This is a genomic window from Streptomyces phaeofaciens (assembly GCF_014648915.1).
Lineage (GTDB): Bacteria > Actinomycetota > Actinomycetes > Streptomycetales > Streptomycetaceae > Streptomyces > Streptomyces phaeofaciens.
Genome location: NZ_BMSA01000008.1, coordinates 1 through 20,101, shown reverse-complemented (window position 1 = coordinate 20,101; position 20,101 = coordinate 1). Strand labels below are relative to the sequence as shown.

Sequence of the window (20,101 nt, the reverse complement as noted above, 5' to 3'; positions counted from 1 at the left end):
CGGCGGTCCCGTGCCGGAGGACCAGACGTGCCGCACCTGGAGGGTCGTCCGTTGTTCAGTGTCACCGTCCGCGATCACATCATGATCGCCCACAGCTTCCGCGGTGAGGTCTTCGGACCCGCGCAGCGCCTGCACGGAGCGACGTTCCTGGTGGACGCCACGTTCCGCCGTGAGCAGCTGGACGACGACAACATCGTCGTCGACATCGGTCTGGCCACCCAGGAGCTCGGTGCCGTCGTGAGCGAGCTGAATTACCGCAACCTCGACAACGAGCCCGAATTCGCCGGGATCAACACCTCGACCGAGTTCCTGGCGAAGGTCATCGCCGACCGGCTCGCCGAGCGGATCGACAAGGGCGCGCTCGGTGAAGGCGCCCGGGGCATCTCCGCCCTCTCCGTCACCCTGCACGAGTCGCACATCGCCTGGGCGAGTTACGAGCGTGCGCTGTGACCGACGTGACCCTGGAGAAGGCGCCGCTGGCCTACGTCCCCGCTCAGACGGCCGTTTCCAAGATGGGCGACATCATCCCCATGTCCCTGCGTTCCGTGCACTTCGTGATGCCCGGCGGCGTCGACGACCATGCCAACCCCAGCGGCGGCAACGCCTACGACCGGCGGCTCTGCCTGGATCTGCCCGGCTTCGGCTGGCAGGTCCACAAGCACCTGGTGGCCGGTGACTGGCCCCGCCCCGAGGCCGACGCCCGCGCGGAACTCGCGCGCACGCTGCGAGAACTGCCCGACGGCACGGCGGTCCTGCTGGACGGGATCGTCGCCTGCGGCGTCCCGGAGATCATCGTGCCCGAGGCGGAGCGGCTGCGGCTCGCCGTCCTCGTGCACCTCCCGCTCGGCGACGAGACCGGCCTCGCCCGCGACCTGGCGGCCGAGCTGGACGCCAAGGAGCGCGAGGTGCTGCGGGCGGTCCCGGCCGTGATCGCCACCAGCGAGTGGGCGGTGCGCCGCCTCGTCTCCCACCACGGACTCGCCCCGGAGAAGGTGCACGTCGCCGCCCCCGGCGCCGACATCGCCCCGCTCGCCTCCGGCACCGACGGTGTCTCCCGGCTGCTGTGCGTGGCCGCCGTGACCCCGCGCAAGGGCCAGCACCGGCTGATCGAGGCGCTGGCCACGGTGACCGATCTGCCGTGGAGCTGCGTCTGCGTGGGCGGCCTCGGCCAGGACCCGGAGTACGTGGCCCACCTGCGCGGCCTCATCCGCACATACGGCCTCCAGGACCGGCTGGAGCTGGCCGGCCCGAAGTCCGGCGCCGCCCTGGACGCCAGCTACAACGCCGCCGACCTGATGGTGCTCACCTCCTACGCCGAGACGTACGGCATGGCCGTCACCGAGGCGCTCGCCCGGGGCATCCCGGTCCTCGCGACGGACGTCGGCGGGCTGCCCGAGGCCGTCGGCCGCGCCCCCGACGGCGGCGTCCCGGGCATCCTGGTCCCGCCGGAGGACCCGGCCGCGCTCGCCGCCGAACTGCGCGGCTGGTTCGGCGAGCCGGACGTCCGACGGCGGCTCAAGGCGGCCGCGCGCGGCCGCCGGGCGGCCCTGAACGGCTGGGCGTCGACCGCCCAGAGCCTGGCCGGTGTCCTCGGCCGGCTCCCCAGCGAGCCCCGGAGGGCGGCATGAGGAAGACCACGGCGACCCCCGCGGACATGGCCCGGCAGATCGGTGGCATCCCGGCCCAGCCCGGCCCGCACGACCCGGACGGCGTGATCGCCGGCGCCGGTCCGGTGGCCCGCCCGGGCGAGCGGCCCACCGTGCGGCTGCGCGACAACGGCGGCGAGGAGCAGCCCCGCTACGCGCCCGAGTGGCTCGAACTGCGCGAACCCGCCGACGCGGCCGCCCGCTCCCTGGACCTGCTGGACCCGCTCCGCATCCGGCTGGCCAACCTGCCCGGCCGCAGCGGCGGCGCGGCCGTGCACGACCTGGGCTGCGGCACCGGCTCGATGGGCCGCTGGCTCGCCCCGCGCCTGGACGGCCCGCAGCACTGGATCCTGCACGACCGCGACCCCTACCTGCTGCACTTCGCGGCCGTCGCCTCCCCGCGGGCGGCCGCCGACGGCAGCCGGGTCACCGTCGAGACCCGGCGCGGCGACGTCGCCCGGCTCACCCCGGACGCCCTGGTCGGCGCCTCGCTGGTGACCGCCTCGGCCCTGCTCGACGTCCTCACCCGCGAGGAGATCGAGACGCTCGCCGCGGCCTGCGCGGGCGCCGGCTGCCCGGCGCTGCTGACGCTGTCGGTCGCCGGACGCGTCGAGTTCGCCGCGCCGGACCCGCTGGACGAGGAGCTGACCGCCGCCTTCAACGACCACCAGCGGCGCGGCGGCATGCTCGGCCCGGACGCGGTGGGTGTGGCCGTGGAGGCGTTCGGCGCGCACGGCGCCACGGTGAAGGTGCATCCCAGCCCCTGGCGGCTCGGCCCGGAGAACGTCGGCCTGACCGCCCAGTGGCTGCGCGGCTGGGTCGGCGCGGCCGTGGAGCAGCGCCCCGAACTGGCCGAACGCGCCGAGACGTACCTTCAGGCCCGGCTCGCGGCCTGTGCCGCGGGCGAGCTGCGGGTCACCGTCCACCACAGCGACCTGCTGGCACTGGCCCGGCCGACGGGCGGCGCGTGATGAGCGCGGAGACGGTGGGCGCCCGGGTGGAGCCGGGCACGCCGGTGGTCCGGGGCGACACGGCCCCGGCCGTACGGCGGCCGCCGCGCGCGCCCGCCGTGCCCCGCACCGGTTCCGCCGTGTCCGCGGCCCGGATCGGTGTCATCGTGACCGAGGAGCACCGCGAGCCGTCCGCGTTCCGCCGGCTGCTCGCCTCCCGCGCCCTGCGCACCCACTTCGGGACCGTCGCCGGGGTGGTCATCCTCGCCGTCCTGCTGTGGCGCATGGGCACCGGCGTCTTCCTGGACGGACTGCGCCGGATCGACGCGCCGACGCTGCTGGTGGCGCTCGGGATCGGCGTCGTCACCACCGTGTTCAGCGCCTGGCGCTGGGCGCTCGTCGCCCGCGGACTGCGGATCCGGCTGCCGCTGGGTGCCGCGGTCGCCGACTACTACCGCTCGCTGTTCCTGAACGCGGCCCTGCCCGGCGGCATCCTCGGCGATGTGCACCGCGCGGTGCGGCACGGCCAGAGCGCCGGTGACGTGGGCCGCGGCGTGCGGGCCGTGGTCCTGGAGCGCACGGCGGGGCAGCTCGCGCTGGCCGTCGCCGGAGTGACGGTCCTGCTCACGCTGCCGTCCCCGGTCATGGACGACGTACGGCACCTCGCCCCGCTCGTCCTGCTGGCCGGGGCGGGCGCGCTCGCCGTCGTCCTCGCCCTGCGGATGAACCGCTCCTCGGCACCCGCCGGGGGCGGCCGGACGCGGGCGCTGCTCGCCGAGGCGCGCGAGGGGCTGCTCTCCCGCCGCAACGGGCCGGGTGTCGCCCTGTCGTCCCTGGTCGTGCTGGCCGGACACCTCGGGATGTTCGTGGTGGCCGCCCGGGTCGCCGGCTCCACCGCCTCCGTGCTCGCCCTGCTGCCGATCGCGGTCCTCGCCCTGCTCGCGATGGGCCTGCCGCTCAACGTCGGCGGCTGGGGCCCCCGGGAGGGTGTCACCGCCTGGGCGTTCGGTGCCGCCGGGCTCGGCGCGGGCACCGGCTTCGGGGTCTCCGTGGTGTACGGCGTGCTGAGCTTCGTGGCGGCGCTGCCGGGCGCGGTCGTCCTGGTCGTCCGCTGGTACACCGGCCTGCGCGCCGGTGCGGCCGGGGCCGGCGTGACCGGCCCCGACGCCGCCGCCTACGCGGAGTCGGAAGCACCCGCCGCGGCGTCCGAGGTCAGCAACGAGAAATACGTACCGAAGGAATCCGCCAGGCTCGCCAGGAGTTCCTTCCCCTTTTCCGCGGACCCCAGGGAAGGACGGCCGATGACGCCCGAATCGGTATAGGCGGACATTCCCAGTGTGAGCAGATGGCGACGGTCGTCCGCGACGAAATCGGCGGACTCATGACCGGGCCGGACGAGTTCGGGATGGGCGTGCAGCAGGATCGAGGTCTCGATCTCCCCGGCGTGCATGTCGGTCAGGAGCGAGGTCTCCACCCCGGACCGTTCCAACGCCGCCTCCCAGTCCTCCGGGGCCGGGAAGAGCGCCATCCGTTCACCGCGGGCGGAGGACTCCTGGACCGCGTTGCCCAGGACGTAGTTCCCGCCGTGTCCGTTGACCAGCACCAGGGCCTCGACGCCCGAGCGGCGCAGCGACGCCGCGATGTCCTGTACCACCGCGTGAAGGGTCACGGAGGAGATGCTGACGGTCCCCGGCCAGGCCGCGTGCTCGTGCGAGCAGGCGATGGTCACCGGCGGAAGGAGGTGCACCGGGTATGCCGCGGCGATCTCCCGCGCGATGGCGCAGGCGACCAGCGTGTCGGTGGCCAACGGCAGGTACGGGCCGTGCTGTTCGAAGCTTCCGACGGGCAGGACCGCCACCTGTGTGGCGACACCGGCCCCGCGCTCCCGGACGTCCTGCGTGGTGTCCGCCGGCAGCAGACCGTACGTCGCCGACCGAATCTCCGAACCGCTCATCTTTTCCAGGCCTTTCGTCTCCGCATAGGAATCAGATCATGACAGAGAACATTGGCGTACTCGGCACGAAGACCCCGCAGCGCACCGGCGTGGAACGCGTCGTGAATGCGCCACTGCCCACCGTCTACGGGAAATTCCAGGCGGTGGGATTCCTCGACCACGACCGCGGTGACGAACAAGTGGCCCTGGTCTACGGCGAGATCGGCAGCGAAGGCGTCCTGACCCGGCTGCACTCCGAGTGCCTCACCGGTGACGCCTTCGGATCCCAGCACTGCGAGTGCGGCGACCAGCTGGAGTCCGCGCTGCGGGCCGTCGTCGCCGAGGGCAGCGGGATAGTCGTGTATCTGCGCGGGCACGAGGGGCGCGGCATCGGGCTGCTCGGCAAGCTGCGGGCGATGGCCCTCCAGGCCGAGGGCCTGGACACCGTCGAGGCCAACGTCGCGCTGGGCTTCCCGGTGGACGCCCGCGACTACAAGGTGGCCGCCGACATCCTGCGCGACCTGGGTGTGCGCTCGGTCCGGCTGATGTCGAACAACCCGCGCAAGCGCGAGGCACTGGTGGACAACGGCATCCAGGTCGCCGAGGAGGTGCCGCTGCTGATCGAGCCCTGCGAGAACAACATCACCTACCTGCGCACCAAGCGGGAGCGCATGGACCACCGGCTGCCGCACCTGGACGCGGTCGCGCACTGGTCCTGAGCGCGCTCCGGGCCGCCGCCGCGACGGACGGGAGGGGGGTCCCCGGCTCGGGGGGATCCGGGTCCCGGGCGGGTAGGGATCACGACGGCCACGGCACACGCCAGCCCCGGCCTCGGTCCACGGGCCGGGGCCGCCGCCGAAAGGAGCCGCCCGCGTGAACACGCATGCCTCGGTCGTCGTCATCGGCGGCGGAGTGATGGGCACGAGCATCGCCTGCCATCTGGCCGCCGCCGGCGTCCCCGACGTCCTGCTGGTGGAGCGGGACGAACTCGCCGCCGGGTCGACCTCGAAGGCCGCGGGCGGCGTGCGCGCCCAGTTCTCCGACGAGCTGAACATCCAGCTGGGGGCGCGCAGCCTGGAGGCGTTCGCACGGTTCGGGCAGGAGATCGGGACCGACATCGGACTGCGCCGCGTCGGCTATCTCTTCCTCCTGTCGACGCCGCAGGAGGTCGCCTCCTTCGAGGCGGGCGTCCGGCTGCAGAACGCGCTCGGCGTGCCCAGCCGGATGATCGACCCCACCGAGGCCCGCAGGCTCTCCCCGCTGATCAGGACCGACGGTCTGCTGGCCGCCGCGTTCTCGCCCGACGACGGCCACTGCACCCCCGAGGCCGTCGTCCACGGATACGCGGCCGCCGCCCGCCGGCACGGCGCCCGGATCCTGCGGCACACGGCCGTCACCGGCATCGAGACGCGCGGCGACACCATCACCGCGGTGACCACCACCCTGGGCCGCATCACCACCGACACGGTGATCTGCGCGGCCGGCGCCTGGTCCCGGGCCGTCGGCGCCATGGCCGGGGTGGACCTGCCGGTGCAGCCGCTGCGCCGGCAGATCGCGGTCACCGAACCCGTCCCCGGCCTCCCCCCGGACCTGCCGATGACCATCGACTTCACGAGCACCCTCTACTTCCACGGCGAGGGCCCCGGTCTCCTCGTCGGCATGTCCGACCCCGACGAGCGCCCGGGCTTCGCCACCGACACCCACGACCGCTGGATCCCGCGCCTCGCCGCCGCCATGCAGGAGCGCGCCCCGTCCCTGCTCGACCTGCGCCGCACGGGCGGCTGGGCGGGCCTGTACGAGGTCACCCCGGACCACAACGCCCTGATCGGCGAGGCCACTTCGGTCTCCCGCTTCCTGTACGCGACCGGCTTCTCCGGACACGGCTTCCTCCAGGGACCCGCCGTCGGCGAGGTCGTCCGTGACCTGTACCTCGGCCGCGTACCCTTCGTGGACGTCACCCCCCTGAGCGCCGGCCGGTTCGCGGCCGACGCCCCGCGTCCGGAGGCAAACCGCGTATGACCGACCTGCATCTGTGGCTGCGCCACGAGGTCCGTTCCACCGAACGCCGCACCCCGGTCGTCCCCGACGACGCCCGCCGCCTCGTCCGCGGCGGTGTGCGGCTGACGGTCGAGGAGTCCCCCCAGCGGATCTTCCCGGCCGCCGAGTACGAGGCCGTGGGCGCCCGGATCGTCCCCGCGGGCTCCTGGGAGTCGGCGCCCCGCGACACCGTGGTCCTCGGCCTGAAGGAACTCCCCGACGAGCCGGGCGAGCTGACGCACCGCCACATCTTCTTCGGGCACGCCTACAAGGGACAGCCGGGCGCGGCGGACCTGCTGCGCCGCTTCGCCGCCGGGGGAGGGGCCCTGCTCGACCTGGAGTACCTCGTCGACGACCGGGGCCGGCGCCTCGCCGCCTTCGGCTTCTGGGCGGGCTACCTCGGCGCGGCCCTCGCGGTGCTGCGGCACCGGGACCGGCTGACCGCGCCGCTGCGCCCCACGGACAAGGACGCGCTGGAGGCGGTCCTGCGCCCGGCCCCCGGCGAGAAGGAGTTCACCGCCCTCGTCGTCGGCGCCCTGGGCCGCAGCGGCCGGGGCGCCCGTGCCGCGCTCGAAACGGCCGGCGTCGAGCCGACCTGCTGGGATCTCGCCGAGACCCGTGACCTGGACCGCAGGGCCCTGCTGGACCACGACGTGCTGGTCAACTGCGTCCTCGCCACCACCCCGGTGCCCCCGTTCGTCCGCGAGGAGGACCTCGACGACCCGGCGCGCCGGCTGCGCACCCTGTCCGACGTCACCTGCGACGTCGGCTCGCCCCTCAACGTGCTGCCGGTGTACGACCGGACGACCGAGTGGACGGACCCGGTGCGCCGGCTGGCCAAGGAGCCCCCGCTCGACCTGATCGCCATCGACAACCTGCCGTCCCTGCTGCCGCGCGAGTCCAGCGCGGACTTCTCGCGGGACCTGCTGCCCCAGCTGCTGGACTTCGCCGGCGCCCCGTGGGGGCGCTGCCAGGAGCGCTTCCGGCTGGCCTGCCGTGAACTCGGCGTCGACGAGGAGGAGTCCGGCCGTGTCTGACCCCGTTCCCGCGAGCGGCACCGTCCACTGGGTCGGCGCCGGACTCTCCACCGGCAGCGGCCTGGCCGCCCTCTGCGAGCGCGCCGGCCGGGTACGGCTGTGGCACCGCACGGCCGAGCGGGCGGCCGGGGCCCTCACCGCGCTGGGCCTGACCGGGCGCGCCGAGCCACGCGCGTACACGCTTCGGGCGCTGACGGCCGAACTGGCGCCCGGGGACGTCGTCGTGTCGATGCTGCCCGCGCCCGAGCACGGCCCGCTGCTCGCCGCGTGCGTGGACCGGCGGGCCCACTTCGCCTGTTCCAGCTATGTCTCGGACGCGGTCCTGGAGCAGGTGCCGGCGGCCCGGCGGGCCGGGATCACCGTCCTCACCGAGGCCGGACTCGACCCCGGGATCGACCACCTCTTCGCGCACGCCCTCGTGGCCCGCGCCCGGGCGGCGATCGGCCCCGCCGCGCCGGCCTCGTACCGCCTCACCTCGTACTGCGGGGGCGTTCCCGCGGTCCCCAACGACTTCCGCTACCGCTTCAGCTGGGCGCCGCTCGGGGTGCTGAACGCCCTGCGCTCGCCCGCCCGGTACGTCGAGGACGGCGTGGAGACGGTCGCCGGACGGCCCTGGGAGGCCACCCGCCGGCACCTCGTCGACGGGGAGACCTTCGAGGTCTACCCCAACCGCGACAGTGTGCCGTTCATCGAGCAGTACGGGCTGCCCGCGGCCTGGAAGCCGGAGACCTTCGTACGCGGCACCCTCCGGCTCGACGGCTGGCTGCGGGCCTGGGCTCCGGTGTTCGAGGAGCTGACGGCGGGCGACGACGACCGGATCGCGGCGCTGGCCCGGGAGCTGGCCGACGCCTACCCCACCACGGACGCCGACCGGGACCGGGTCGTGCTCGCGGTGTCCCTGGACGTCGAGGCGCACGGCGGCCCGGCGTGGTCCGGGAGCCTCCTCCTGGACCTGGTGGGCGACGAGGAGGAGAGCGCGATGGCGCGGTGCGTGTCGCGCACCCTCGCGCTCGGTGTCCGGCACATCCTGGACGGCACTCTGCCGCCGGGCCTGAACCGGGCGGCGGAGACCGCGGAACGCTCCGCGCGATGGCTGGACGAACTCGCCGCGGAGGGAGTGGCGTTCACTCTGCGCGAGGACGGCTGACCGGTCAGTCCGTCACCGCTTCGTGGACCAGCCGCTTGAGGTCGGGGTAGAGCTTCAGCGACTTCCGCGGCCTCAGCTGGGTCAGGAACTGCACGCTCAGATCACGGCTCGGGTCGATCCAGAACGTGGTGGTGGCGACCCCGCTCCAGCCGTAGGTGCCCAGCCCGGAGGGGGCCTGGGTGCGCTCCGGGTCGATGACGACGGAGACGCCCAGGCCGAAGCCGACGCCGTCGTTGCCGGGTTCGTCGTGGGCGGGGCGGCTGCCGAAGGCCCGCAGGTCGGCGTTGCCCGGCAGCTGGTTGCGGGTCATCAGGTCGACCGTCTCGGGGGCGAGCAGGCGCACGCCGTCGAGTTCGCCGCGGCGGCGCAGCAGTTCGCTGAAGCGGTGGATGTCGTAGGCGGTCGCCACCATGCCGCCGCTGCCCGACAGGAAGCGGGGGCGGCCGGTCAGCGGCAGCCCGGCGATCGGCTCGATGCCACCGCCCTCGGCGTCGCCGTACAGCTCGGCCAGCCGGGGGGCCTGGGCCCCGCTGACCTGGAAGCCGGCGTCCGGCATGCCCAGCGGGCGCAGGATCCGCTCGGTGACGAACGTGTCGAGGGGCTGTCCGGAGACGACCTCGATGATCCGGCCCAGCACATTGGTGGCCACCGAGTAGTTCCACTGCGTACCCGGTTCGAACTGGAGCGGCAGCCGCGCGTACGCGTCGACGGTCTCGGCGAGGTCCGAGCCGGGCAGCACCGCCGACTCCAGTCCGGCCTCGCGGTAGAGGGCGTCGACGGGGTGACAGTGGTAGAAGGCGAAGGTCAGGCCCGCGGTGTGGGTCATCAGATGGCGCACCAGCAGGGGCCGTTCGGCCGGGCGGGTCGTCGTACCGGCGCCGGAGCCACCGGTGTACACCCGCCGGTCGGCGAAGGCCGGGAGGTGGTCGGCGACCGGGTCGTCGAGCCCCAGCCGGCCCTCCTCCATCAGTATCAGGGCGGCGACCGAGGTGACCGGCTTGGTCATCGAGTAGATCCGGTACAGGGTGTCCGCCTCGACCGGGAGGTTCCGGGCGACGTCCCGCCGGCCGTGCGTGGTGAGGTGCGCGACCCGGCCGCCCCGGGAGACGGCGAGGAGGAACCCGGGCAGCCGTCCCTCGTCCACGAAGTGGGCGACATGCTGGTCGAGTCGGTCCAGCGCCTTCGCGTCCAGCCCGACCTCGCTCGGGTCGACCTCTTGCCGCAGCAGTGCCATCGTTCTCCTCCGGTGCGCTCGTGCGAGGTACGGTCCGGCCGGTCACGGCCGGCGGACGACCTCAGTGCCCATCGTTGCCCAGGAAGCGGGCGTACGGACCCGTTTCGCGGCCGTGACCGATGTGGGGTGTGTCGCTTCCACCAGCGGCGGGTCCGGTCGGGGGACCGGCCGGGACGCGGGGGGAACGGCCCGGCAGGGCCCGGCAGATCGGCAGGACCGCGACCGCCGCGACCGCCAGCACCACCAGCGGCGAGCGGGCCGCGCCGGTGTCCATGAGCACCGTCGCCGAGGCCACGCCCAGTACCGGGCCGATGTTCATCGCCGTCTGCTGCAACCCGCCCGCGACCCCCGCCGACGCCACCGGGGCCTGTCGTACGACGACATGGGTGGCCGCGACCATCACGGTGCCGAACCCGGCGCCGACCAGCGCGAACCCGGCACAGTAGGCGGCCGGGCCCGGGGCGCGGGACAGGACGAGCAGGCCGGCGGCGAGCACCGCCGTCCCGCCCGCGACCGTGGCACGGGCGCCGGACCGGCGCAGCAGCACGGCGGACACCGGTGCGGCGGCGATCAGCAGGGCCGCCAGCGGCAGCGAGAGCAGCGCGCTGTGCAGCGGGGTCAGGCCGAGGCCGTCCTGGAGGACGTAGACGCACGCGAACACCCCGCCGTTGAGCGCGGCCGACACGGTGACGAGCAGCGCGAGGGCGGCGCCGACGGCAGGGGAGCCGACCACGTCCGCCGGGAGCAGCGGCGTGGCGGCGCGGCGCTCGTGCCGGACGAAGGCCGCGCCGGCGAGCAGGGCCACGGGCGCCGACCAGGTCAGGGACGGGAGGGTGACGAGGGTGTGCACCAGGCAGGCCAGGGCCGCCCCGAGCAGCAGGGCGCCGGGTACGTCCAGCGGGCCGTCGGCGGCCGGTCGCGCGTCCTCCCGGACCGTGAGGGCGAGCAGACCGAAGAGCAGGGTGGGGACGACGGTGAGCAGGAACACCGACCGCCAGCCGAACTCCGTGGCGAGCGCCCCGCCCACCACCGGACCGGCGGCCGCCGCGACCCCGATGGCCACCGTCCGCACGGCGATCGGCCCGCGCAGCGCCTCCGGCGGGAACGCGGCCCGCAGCATCCCGAGCGTGGCCGGTTGCAGCAGCGCCCCGAACACGCCCTGCACCACTCGCAGTCCGATCACCCAGCGCACGTCCTGCGCGAGCGCGATGCCCGCCGACGCCGCTCCGAAGCCCAGCATGCCGACGGCGAACAGACGGTGGTGGCCGTGCCGATCGCCGAGCCGGCCCGCGAAGATCAGCAGGGCGGCCACGGCGACGAGATAGCCGGTGGTGGTCCACTGGACCTGTCCGACCGAGGCGTGCAGATCGTGGCGCAGGGTGGGCTGGGCGACGGTGAGAACGGTGCCGTCCAGGGCGACGATCACGGCGCCCGCCACACTGCTCGCCAACGTCAGGGGACGGTTCACCGGCCGTCCTCCGGTCCGAGGTGCGCGTCCAGGGCCGTCCGCAGCAGGGGGGTGAAGTCGGCGGTGCCCGTGGCGAGTTGGAGGCTGCCCCAGCCCCACAGCTGGGCGATGCCGTGCAGGTTCGCCCACAGCGCGGCCGCGACGGCGCGGCTGTCGGCGCGGTCGTCCGGGCGCACGCGGCCGACCAGGTCCACCAGGACGCCGAACAGCGGCAGGCTGGTGTCCCGCAGCCGCAGATGGCCGCTCTCCAGCAGGTCATGACGGAACATCAGTTCGTACATGCCGGGGTTGTCCAGTGCGAACTCCAGGTAGGCGCGGCCCAGTTCGGAGAGCTGGGTGCGCGGGCTCGCGGTGCCGTCGCCGAGGGTGGTCGTCACCCGCACGGCCAGTTCGGTGAACCCGCGCCGGGCGATGGCCGACAGCAGCTCCAGATGCGTGGGGAAGTGGCGGCGCGGGGCGCCGTGCGAGACGCCGGCCCTGCGGGCGATCTCCCGCAGCGTCAGTGCGCCGACGCCCTCCAGGGCCACCAGGTCGACGCCGACGTCGACGAGCCGGGTCCGCAGATCGGGGTCGGGCTTCTCGGGAACGCTCATAGACACTGTCTACCAGTCGTTGGTAGACAGCGTCTACTCCTGCGTCCACTCCCGTGCCTGCTCCCGTGCCTGCTTCCGTGTCCGGGGAATGTGGGCAGGGCGGCTCCCGGTTGTGCGGATATGACTCAGGACACGACGCGCAACGCACTGCTCGCGCTGCTCTCCGAGGGCCGCGGCGGAGTGCTGGTCACCCTCAAGCGCGACGGCCGGCCCCAGCTGTCGAACGTCAGCCACCACTACTATCCGGACGAGGGCGTCATCCGGATCTCCGTCACGGACGACCGCGCCAAGACCCGTAACCTGCGCCGCGACCCACGCGCGTCGTACCACGTCACCACCCCCGGCCACCGCGCCTACACGGTCGTCGAGGCCACCGCCGACCTCACGCCGGTCGCCGAGGACCCCTACGACGCCACCGTCGAGGAACTCGTCCGCCTCTACCGCGACGTCCAGGGCGAACACCCCGACTGGGAGGACTACCGCGCCGCCATGGTCCGCGACCGCCGCCTGGTCCTGCGACTGCGGGTGGAACGGGCGTACGGGATTCCGCGGGGCGGCGACGAAGGGTGACGAGGCCGGGGTGACGACGCCCCCGGACGCGCCCGAGCCCCCGGAGCCGTGCAGGCGTCCGGGGGCTCGGGCTTTCGGGGGACGGGGGCGGGCGGTGACCCGGGCCGGGGAAGGGGGGCAGACGGTGACCCGGCCGGGGGGCGGGATCAGGCGGTGACCGTCTCGCGGGGGGACGGGTCCTGGGCGGTCCGCTCGCCCAGCCGCTCGGTCGGGACCTTCGCGGTCTCGCGGGCGGACAGGGCGGCGATCACCGGCGGGACGCACAGCGCCGCCGTGAACAGTGCCACCGAGGACCAGTCGTCGCCGTTCGGGCCGGCGATCTCGGCGGCGAAGGTGACCGCGAAACCGGCCACGGCGAAGCCGATCTGGGTGCCGATCGCCATCCCGGACAGCCGGACGCGGGTCGTGAACATCTCGCCGTAGAAGGAGGGCCACACGCCGTTCGCGGCGCTGTAGACCACGCCGAAGGTGACGATGCCCAGGACGAGGATCAGCGGGTAGGAGCCCGTGGAGATCGCCCACAGGTACAGGAACATCAGCACCGCGCTGCCGGCCGCGCCGATCAGGAACACCGGACGGCGGCCGATGCGGTCGGAGAGTGTGGCCCAGGCCGGGATGGCGGCCAGCGCGACCAGGTTGGCCAGCGCGCCCACCCACAGCATCGAGGAACGGCTCATGCCGACCGCGTCGCTGGTCGCGTACGCCAGCGCCCACACCGTGAAGATGGTGCTGACCGAGGCGACCAGCGCGCCGCCGACGACCCGCAGGACGTCGGCCCAGTGCTCGCGCAGCAGCACGACCAGCGGCAGTTTGGCGACCTCGCCGGTGGCCTGCTGGGCGGCGAACGCCGGGGTCTCGTCCAGCTTGCGGCGGATCACGAAGCCGACGACGGCGACCGCGACGCTCATCCAGAACGGCACCCGCCAGCCCCAGGACAGCAGCTGGTCCTCGGGCAGCGCGGCGACCGGGAGGAAGACCAGGGTGGCCAGGAGCTGCCCGCCCTGGGTGCCGCTCAGGGTGAAGCTGGTGAAGAAGCCCCGCCGGTGGGGTGGCGCGTGTTCGAGCGTCATGGAGTTGGCGCTGGCCTGCTCGCCGGCCGCGGAGATGCCCTGGAGGACCCGGCAGGCGACCAGCAGGACCGGGGCGAGGGTGCCGACCTGGTCGCGGGTGGGCAGACAGCCGATGAGGAAGGTCGACAGGCCCATCAGGATCAGCGTGAAGACCATGATCTTCTTGCGGCCCAGCCGGTCGCCGAAGTGGCCGAGGAAGAGCGCGCCGACGGGGCGGGCCGCGTAGGCGACACCGAAGGTGGCCAGCGAGAGCAGGGTCGCGGTGGCGGGGTCCGACTCGTCGAAGAAGACCTTCGGGAAGATCAGCGCGGCGGCGCTGCCGTAGATGAAGAAGTCGTAGTACTCCAGAGCGCTGCCGATCCACGCCGCGGTGGCGGCTTTCTTCGGCTGGCCGGGAGGTGCGGCGGGGACGGACACGGCGTGCTCCTTCGAGGGAACTCCGACGCGGGCGGAGTGAGCGGAGGAAGGGAGGGGTGCGAGGGGTGCGAGGGTGCGAGGGGTGCGGGGGGAGGGGAGCGGGAAGCAAGGCGCCGGATCGCGGCTAATTAACCCACTGGATAGTTAGTCCCGGTGGGAAGGGATGTTGCGCCTAGGTTTCCCGGGTGTCAAGAGGTGCCGCCCCCCGGCCCTCAGCCCGCGGTCCGCTCCGCCGTCAGATAGGCGATCACCATGTCGCCGAGCATGGTCCGGTAGTGCTCGCGCTGGGCCGGATCCACCAGGTCGCGGCCGAACAGGGCGCCGAAGGTGTGCCGGTTGGCCACCCGGAAGAAGCAGAACGAGCTGATCATCGCGTGCAGGTCGACGGCGTCCACGTCCGCCGTGAACAGGCCGGACTCCCGCCCGGCGGCGAGGATGCGGCGGATGACGTCGAGCGCCGGCGAACCGATCCTGCCGAGCTCCTCGGAGGCGGCGATGTGCTCGGCCTCGTGGATGTTCTCGATGCTCACCAGGCGGATGAAGTCCGGGTGCTGCTCATGGTGGTCGAAGGTGACCTCGGCGAGGCGCCGGATGGCCGCCACCGGGTCCAGGTGCTCCACGTCCAGCCGCTGCTCGGCCTCGCGGATCACGCCGTACGCCCGCTCCAGGACGGCGGTGAACAGCTGCTCCTTGCCGCCGAAGTAGTAGTAGATCATCCGCTTCGTGGTGCTGGTGCGGGCGGCGATGTCGTCGACCCGGGCCCCGGCGTAGCCGGCCCGGGCGAACTCCTCGGTCGCCACGTCGAGGATCTCGGCCTGGGTGCGGGCGGCGTCACGGGTGCGCCCGTTCGGTCGTGCCGGTTCGTCGACGCTGGTCATCGTGTTCCTTAGGGCGGCGTGGGTGCAGTGCAGAGATTCTAGGAGCCCGCTCCCGGGCGGTGCCGTGAGAGGGCTTCCCCCGCCACCCGGCGAAGTGTTATGACTAACTCACTAGTTCGTACATTAGTCAGCGCTCAGGAGGTCCGCCGTGACCAAGGACTCGTATCTCGTCGGACTGATCGGTGCCGGCATCGGCCCCTCGCTCAGCCCGGCGCTGCACGAGCGCGAGGCCGACCGGCAGGGGCTGCGCTACCTGTACCGGCTGATCGACATCGACGTCCTCGGGACCGGCCCCGAGGCGGTCGGCGACCTGGTGCGTGCCGCGCGCGACCTCGGCTTCGACGGGCTGAACATCACGCACCCCTGCAAGCAGCTGGTCATCGAGCATCTCGACGGGCTCTCGCCCCAGGCCGAGGCGCTCGGCGCGGTCAACACCGTGGTCCTGGAGGACGGCCGCGCCGTCGGCCACAACACGGACGTCACCGGCTTCGCCGCGTCCTTCGCACGCGGCCTGCCGGACGCCCCGCTGGAACGGGTGGTGCAGCTCGGCGCGGGCGGCGCGGGCGCGGCCGTCGCGCACGCCACCCTCACCCTCGGCGCCGGCCGGGTCACCGTCGTCGACGCGCTGCCCGAACGGGCGGCCGCCCTCGCCGCCTCCCTGAACCGGCACTTCGGCGACGGCCGGGCCGCGGCCGCCGGCCCCGACCGGCTGGCGGAGCTGCTCGGACACGCCGACGGCGTCGTGCACGCCACCCCCACCGGCATGGCCGCCCACCCCGGTCTGCCCTTCCCCGCCGAGCTGCTCCGCCCCGGACTCTGGGTCGCCGAGGTCGTCTACCGGCCCCTGGAGACCGAGCTGGTGCGCACCGCCCGCGCCCTGGGCTGCGCCACGCTCGACGGCGGTGGCATGGCCGTCTTCCAGGCCGTGGACGCGTTCCGCCTGTTCACCGGCCGGGAACCGGACAGCGCCGCCATGCTCGCGCACTTCGCCGAGCTGGCCGGGGCCGTGCCCGCACCGAAGTAGAGAGGTACCCCCGATGCGTACGTCCATCGCCACCGTCTCCCTGAGCGGATCCCTCACCGAGAAGCTCACCGCCGCCGCCCGCGCCGGGTTCGACGGCGTCGAGATCTTCGAGAACGACCTGCTCGCCAGCCCCCTCGCCCCCGAGGAGATCCGGGCCCGCTGCGCCGACCTCGGCCTCACCGTCGACCTCTACCAGCCGATGCGGGACATCGAGGCGGTGCCCGAGGAGCAGTTCGCCCGCAACCTGCGCCGCGCCCGGCACAAGTTCGCGCTGATGGACCGGCTCGGCGCGGACACCGTCCTGGTCTGCTCCAGCGTCTCCCCGCTCGCCGAGGCCGACGACGCGCTCGCCGCCGAGCAGCTGAGCCGCCTGGCCGACCTGGCCCAGGACTTCGGCGTCCGCGTCGCCTACGAGGCGCTCGCCTGGGGACGGCACGTCAGCACGTACGACCACGCCTGGCGCATCGTCGAGAGCGCCGGCCACCCGGCGCTCGGCACCTGCCTGGACAGCTTCCACATCCTGTCCCGGAGCACCGGCCCCGAGGACCTCGACGGCATCGAGGACATCCCCGGCGAGAAGATCTTCTTCCTCCAGCTGGCCGACGCCCCGCCGCTCGGCATGGACGTCCTCCAGTGGAGCCGCCACCACCGCTGCTTCCCCGGGCAGGGCGGCTTCGACGTCGCCGGTCTGGTCCGGCGGGTCCTGCGCACCGGATACGCGGGACCCCTCTCCCTGGAGGTCTTCAACGACGTCTTCCGGCAGGCCGAGGCCGGTCCGACCGCCGTCGACGCCCGCCGCTCGCTGCTCGTCCTCCAGGAGGAGGTGGGCGTCGCGGACCTGCCCGCGCCCCTCGCGCCGACCGGGATCGCCTTCACCGAGCTGGTCACCCGTGACGCCGAACCCGTCACCGCGCTCCTCGGCCGGCTGGGCTTCACCCGGACCGCCCGGCACCGGGGCAAGCCCGTCGAACTGTGGGAGCAGGGCGACGCCCGGATCCTGGTCAACACCGGCCCGGCCGCCCCGGCCGACGCCCGGCACCGCTCGGGCGGGCGGACCTCCGTCGACGGCACCACCCTCGCCGCGATCGGCCTGGAGTCGCCCGACCCGGCCGCCGCCGCCCGCCGCGCCGAGGCCCTGCTCGCCCCCGTGCTGCCCCGCCGCCGCGGCGCCGAGGACGCCCCGCTCGACGCGGTCGCCGCCCCCGACGGCACGGAACTCTTCCTCTGCGCGACCGGCCGGCCCGCGACCCCCGACTGGCGCGCCGACTTCGAGGACCTGCCCCACCCCGCCGCCGGCCCCCGGGACCTGCGCGTCGACCATGTGGCGCTCACCCAGCCCTGGCACCACTTCGACGAGGCCGTCCTCTTCCACCGGGCCGTCCTCGGCCTGGCCGCGCGGGAGAGCGTCGACGTCGCCGACCCCTACGGCCTGCTGCGCAGCCGGGCGGTCACCAACGCCGACGGCGGTGTCCGCCTCCCGCTCACCGTCGGCGCGGCCCCCGGCGACGGCACCGCCCACGCCCGGCACATCGCGCTGGCCACCGACGACGTGGTCGCCGCGGCCCGCCGCTTCACCGAGGCCGGCGGCCGGCTGCTGCCGATCCCCGCGAACTACTACGACGACCTCGCGGCCCGCTTCCCGTTCGAGGACGGCGAGCTGGAGACCTACCGCGCGCTCGGCATCCTCTACGACCGGGACGAGCACGGCGCCTTCCGGCACTGCTACACGCACACCGTCGGCCGCGTCTTCTTCGAACTGGTCCAGCGCGACGCCGGCCACCAGGGCTACGGCGCCGTCAACGCGCCGGTGCGCCTCGCGGCCCAGCACGCCGTGCGCTGACCTACTGCCGGCTGACCGTCCTGGTCACGCCCGCGACGACGGTCGTGGCCAGGATCCAGCCGGTGACGACGAGGACGTACGCCAGCGTCCGGTAGCCGCCGGTCGGGGCGAACGCGCTCTCCTGCCCGAAGGAGATCACCGGCAGCAGCAGGTCGAGCGTGAAGAAGACCGGATCGAACTCGGGGGACTCGGCCGCCTTGAGCGGCGGCGGATGGTGCCCGGCGAAGACGAGCGAGCCGACGGCGAGCAGCGACAGCAGCCAGCCGGCGGCGCGCAGCGGGCGGAAGCCGTAGCCGACGGCCGCGTCCTGGAGATGCCCCCACACCTGCCCGTACCAGGGGAGCGTGGAGCGGCGGCGGCGCTGCTTGGCGAGCTGGACCAGCCGGGCGGCCTGGTCGTCGCCGATCCGCCGGTACGCGGCCGTCAGCTGTTCGTAGGCGTGCGGGTCGTAGCCCTCGCCGTCGCGCTCCAGCATCGGCAGCCGGCGCTCGGGGGGCTCGTGCGGGGTGAGGAAGGTGTAGGTGAGGTCGAGCATCCGCACCTGGGCGGGCAGCATCTCCGGCTCCACGTCCAGCTGGTTGATCTCGGCCCGCCGCAGATTCAGCATCCCCTCGACCCGGGGACCCCTGCGCAGCCAGAACTCGCCGATCACACAGCTGCTGGCCCGCAGCGCGGTGCCGCCCGGGTTGGACAGCCGGGCGTCCAGCAGATCCACCCGGCCGGGTATCCGGGCGCCGCGCAGATCGATGCGGCCCTCGGCGCGCAGCCGGCGGGCGAGCAGATTGGCGCCGATCTCGACGGCCTCCGCCTCCACCACGAATCCGCCGGGGTGGGCCAGGTCGGCGTCCTCCAGGTCGAGCGAACCGGCGATCGTGGCACCGTCGAGCCGGATCGCGCCGCGGGCGCGCAGGCCGCGGGCGCAGAGGTCGTCGTCGACGGAGATCTGGTTGAGCTGGAGCACCGGGCGCGGCCCGGGTTCCGCGGTGATCTCCACGCCCTCCAGGAACAGCGCCCCGCTGATCTGCGACCCGTCGAGCCGCACGGGTCCGTCGAACCGGCAGCGGGTGAGCCGCAGGCTGCCGTCGATGTGGGTCCGGGTCATCGACAGACCGGGCATCCCGGAGTCGCGCAGGCTGAGGTAGCGCAGATGGGCGCCGGTGAGGTCGGGCAGCTCCTCGAACCGGCAGTGGGTGAGGTGGACGACGCTGTCGACCGTGGCGTACCGCAGGTCCAGCTCGCCGGTGATCCGGGCCCCGCGCAGTTTGACGGCGGCTATCTCCCCAGCCTCCCGGGGGCCGTTGAGGAGCAGCGCCCGCACCACGGCGGCCCGTACCGACTGTTCACCGTCGCCGCGGAGGTCGACCTCCGTGCCCGTGGCAAAGGCCCGCCAGACGCGCTGTTCGGCCGGTGTCAGATCGTTGATCTCCATCAGCCGCGACTCTGGCGGGCCCCACGAGCGGTGTCAACCGCCCCCTACGCGCGTACGTTCCACTCGGCGACGACGGGCCGGTCGTGCTCGGTGGACAGCCGGCTCAGCGTGCCGGTGGCCAGCTGGAACAACCGGCCCTCGGCGGGCGGGAGTCCGAGCCGACGGGCCGTCAACACCCGCAGGAAATGGGCGTGGGCGACGAGGATCACGTCCCCCTCGGGGAGGGCCGCGTCCACCCGGGCGAGCACCCGGTCGGCGCGCCGCCCGATCTCCTCGGGCGACTCACCGGGATGACCGTAGGGTCCGGGCGCCACGCCGTCGGTCCACAGGTCCCAGGCGGGACGGGTGCGGTGTATCTCGACGGTGGTGACGCCCTCGTAGCCGCCGTAGTCCCATTCGTGCAGGTCGGTATCGGGTACGGCGCCGGCGACGCCCGCGAGTTCGGCCGTGCGGACGGCGCGGTGCAGCGGGCTGGTCAGGGCGAGCGAGAAGGTCCGGCCGGACAGGAGCGGGGCGAGGGACTTGGCCTGTTCCTCGCCGTGCCCCGTGAGGGGCAGGTCGGTCCAGCTGGTGTGCTGTCCCGACACGCTCCACTCCGTCTCGCCGTGGCGGACCAGGAGAAGATCCCCCACGGCCGGACTACTCCTTCGCGGACTCGACGGCGTGGCCGCCGAACTGGTTGCGCAGGGCCGCGATCATCTTCATCTGCGGGGAGTCGTCCTGGCGGGACGTGAACCGCGCGAAGAGGGAGGCGGTGATGGCGGGCAGCGGAACGGCGTTGTCGATGGCGGCCTCGACCGTCCAGCGGCCCTCGCCGGAGTCCTGTGC

18 protein-coding genes and 2 pseudogenes are annotated in these 20,101 nt (G+C 73.9%); 11 read left to right on the top strand and 9 right to left on the bottom strand.

Annotated elements, in window-relative coordinates:
- Nucleotides 1-51 precede the first annotated feature (51 nt).
- Genes IE275_RS15760 through IE275_RS45935 form a run of 4 tightly spaced genes read left to right on the top strand, consistent with a single transcriptional unit; the run spans nucleotide 52 to nucleotide 3,918 of the window.
- Nucleotides 52-450 (top strand): 6-pyruvoyl trahydropterin synthase family protein, encoded by a 399-nt coding sequence (locus tag IE275_RS15760; RefSeq protein WP_189711914.1) that lies wholly within the window; start codon nucleotides 52-54, stop codon nucleotides 448-450.
- On the top strand, nucleotides 447-1,628 hold the full coding sequence (locus IE275_RS15755; protein WP_189711913.1) for a glycosyltransferase family 4 protein: 1,182 nt from the start codon (nucleotides 447-449) through the stop codon (nucleotides 1,626-1,628). The genes IE275_RS15760 and IE275_RS15755 overlap by 4 nt, the downstream gene beginning before the upstream one ends.
- On the top strand, nucleotides 1,625-2,617 hold the full coding sequence (locus tag IE275_RS15750) for a hypothetical protein (RefSeq protein WP_189711912.1): 993 nt from the start codon (nucleotides 1,625-1,627) through the stop codon (nucleotides 2,615-2,617). The genes IE275_RS15755 and IE275_RS15750 overlap by 4 nt, the downstream gene beginning before the upstream one ends.
- A complete protein-coding gene (locus tag IE275_RS45935) occupies nucleotides 2,617-3,918 on the top strand; it encodes a lysylphosphatidylglycerol synthase transmembrane domain-containing protein (protein WP_229870256.1) in 1,302 nt (433 codons plus the stop codon). Before IE275_RS15750 ends, IE275_RS45935 begins: the two co-directional genes overlap by 1 nt.
- On the opposite strand, the pseudogene IE275_RS15745 reads toward IE275_RS45935, so the two are convergent.
- A pseudogene (locus IE275_RS15745) lies at nucleotides 3,891-4,550 on the bottom strand (creatininase family protein); the annotation flags it as partial. The gene IE275_RS45935 and the pseudogene IE275_RS15745 overlap by 28 nt on opposite strands.
- A 38-nt stretch (nucleotides 4,551-4,588) precedes the next feature.
- Between IE275_RS15745 and ribA the strand changes: the two are divergent.
- The 4 genes from ribA to IE275_RS15725 all read left to right on the top strand — a co-directional run bounded on the left by ribA (nucleotide 4,589) and on the right by IE275_RS15725 (nucleotide 8,750).
- Nucleotides 4,589-5,248: a GTP cyclohydrolase II gene (gene ribA, locus IE275_RS15740; protein WP_189711910.1), complete on the top strand. Its 660-nt coding sequence runs from the start codon at nucleotides 4,589-4,591 to the stop codon at nucleotides 5,246-5,248.
- Between the two features lie 154 nt (nucleotides 5,249-5,402).
- Nucleotides 5,403-6,548: an NAD(P)/FAD-dependent oxidoreductase gene (locus tag IE275_RS15735; protein ID WP_189711909.1), complete on the top strand. Its 1,146-nt coding sequence runs from the start codon at nucleotides 5,403-5,405 to the stop codon at nucleotides 6,546-6,548.
- Complete coding sequence (locus IE275_RS15730) at nucleotides 6,545-7,603, top strand: saccharopine dehydrogenase (protein WP_189711908.1); 1,059 nt, start codon at nucleotides 6,545-6,547, stop codon at nucleotides 7,601-7,603. The genes IE275_RS15735 and IE275_RS15730 overlap by 4 nt, the downstream gene beginning before the upstream one ends.
- Nucleotides 7,596-8,750 (top strand): saccharopine dehydrogenase family protein, encoded by a 1,155-nt coding sequence (locus tag IE275_RS15725; RefSeq protein ID WP_189711907.1) that lies wholly within the window; start codon nucleotides 7,596-7,598, stop codon nucleotides 8,748-8,750. The genes IE275_RS15730 and IE275_RS15725 overlap by 8 nt, the downstream gene beginning before the upstream one ends.
- A 4-nt stretch (nucleotides 8,751-8,754) precedes the next feature.
- On the opposite strand, the gene IE275_RS15720 is transcribed toward IE275_RS15725, so the two are convergent.
- The 3 genes from IE275_RS15720 to IE275_RS15710 all read right to left on the bottom strand — a co-directional run bounded on the left by IE275_RS15720 (nucleotide 8,755) and on the right by IE275_RS15710 (nucleotide 12,045).
- A complete protein-coding gene (locus IE275_RS15720) occupies nucleotides 8,755-9,984 on the bottom strand; it encodes a serine hydrolase domain-containing protein (RefSeq protein WP_189711906.1) in 1,230 nt (409 codons plus the stop codon).
- Nucleotides 9,985-10,045: 61 nt separating this feature from the next.
- The gene (locus tag IE275_RS15715) at nucleotides 10,046-11,452 is read right to left on the bottom strand and encodes an MFS transporter (RefSeq protein WP_189711905.1); all 1,407 of its coding nucleotides are present in this window, start codon (nucleotides 11,450-11,452) and stop codon (nucleotides 10,046-10,048) included.
- A complete protein-coding gene (locus IE275_RS15710; RefSeq protein ID WP_189711904.1) occupies nucleotides 11,449-12,045 on the bottom strand; it encodes a TetR/AcrR family transcriptional regulator in 597 nt (198 codons plus the stop codon). The genes IE275_RS15715 and IE275_RS15710 overlap by 4 nt, the downstream gene beginning before the upstream one ends.
- A 120-nt stretch (nucleotides 12,046-12,165) precedes the next feature.
- On the opposite strand from IE275_RS15710, the gene IE275_RS15705 reads away from it, so the two are divergent.
- The gene (locus IE275_RS15705) at nucleotides 12,166-12,615 is read left to right on the top strand and encodes a TIGR03618 family F420-dependent PPOX class oxidoreductase (protein WP_189711903.1); all 450 of its coding nucleotides are present in this window, start codon (nucleotides 12,166-12,168) and stop codon (nucleotides 12,613-12,615) included.
- Nucleotides 12,616-12,761: 146 nt separating this feature from the next.
- Here IE275_RS15705 and IE275_RS15700 read toward each other — a convergent pair whose 3' ends face one another.
- Both IE275_RS15700 and IE275_RS15695 read right to left on the bottom strand, forming a co-directional pair.
- Nucleotides 12,762-14,102: an MFS transporter gene (locus tag IE275_RS15700; RefSeq protein WP_189711902.1), complete on the bottom strand. Its 1,341-nt coding sequence runs from the start codon at nucleotides 14,100-14,102 to the stop codon at nucleotides 12,762-12,764.
- A gap of 212 nt (nucleotides 14,103-14,314) precedes the next feature.
- Complete coding sequence (locus tag IE275_RS15695; protein ID WP_189711901.1) at nucleotides 14,315-14,980, bottom strand: TetR/AcrR family transcriptional regulator; 666 nt, start codon at nucleotides 14,978-14,980, stop codon at nucleotides 14,315-14,317.
- Between the two features lie 148 nt (nucleotides 14,981-15,128).
- On the opposite strand from IE275_RS15695, the gene IE275_RS15690 reads away from it, so the two are divergent.
- Nucleotides 15,129-16,004: a shikimate dehydrogenase gene (locus IE275_RS15690; protein ID WP_189711900.1), complete on the top strand. Its 876-nt coding sequence runs from the start codon at nucleotides 15,129-15,131 to the stop codon at nucleotides 16,002-16,004.
- A gap of 13 nt (nucleotides 16,005-16,017) precedes the next feature.
- Entirely contained in the window at nucleotides 16,018-17,844 is a 1,827-nt protein-coding gene (locus tag IE275_RS15685) for a bifunctional sugar phosphate isomerase/epimerase/4-hydroxyphenylpyruvate dioxygenase family protein (RefSeq protein WP_189711899.1), read from the top strand.
- 1 nt (nucleotide 17,845) lies between these two features.
- On the opposite strand, the gene IE275_RS15680 is transcribed toward IE275_RS15685, so the two are convergent.
- The 3 genes and pseudogenes from IE275_RS15680 to IE275_RS15670 form a co-directional block, all read right to left on the bottom strand.
- Nucleotides 17,846-19,273: a membrane-associated oxidoreductase gene (locus IE275_RS15680; RefSeq protein WP_189711898.1), complete on the bottom strand. Its 1,428-nt coding sequence runs from the start codon at nucleotides 19,271-19,273 to the stop codon at nucleotides 17,846-17,848.
- A gap of 44 nt (nucleotides 19,274-19,317) precedes the next feature.
- On the bottom strand, nucleotides 19,318-19,905 hold the full coding sequence (locus IE275_RS15675) for a histidine phosphatase family protein (RefSeq protein ID WP_189711897.1): 588 nt from the start codon (nucleotides 19,903-19,905) through the stop codon (nucleotides 19,318-19,320).
- A gap of 7 nt (nucleotides 19,906-19,912) precedes the next feature.
- Nucleotides 19,913-20,101 (bottom strand): annotated as a pseudogene (locus IE275_RS15670) (6-phosphogluconate dehydrogenase); the annotation flags it as partial.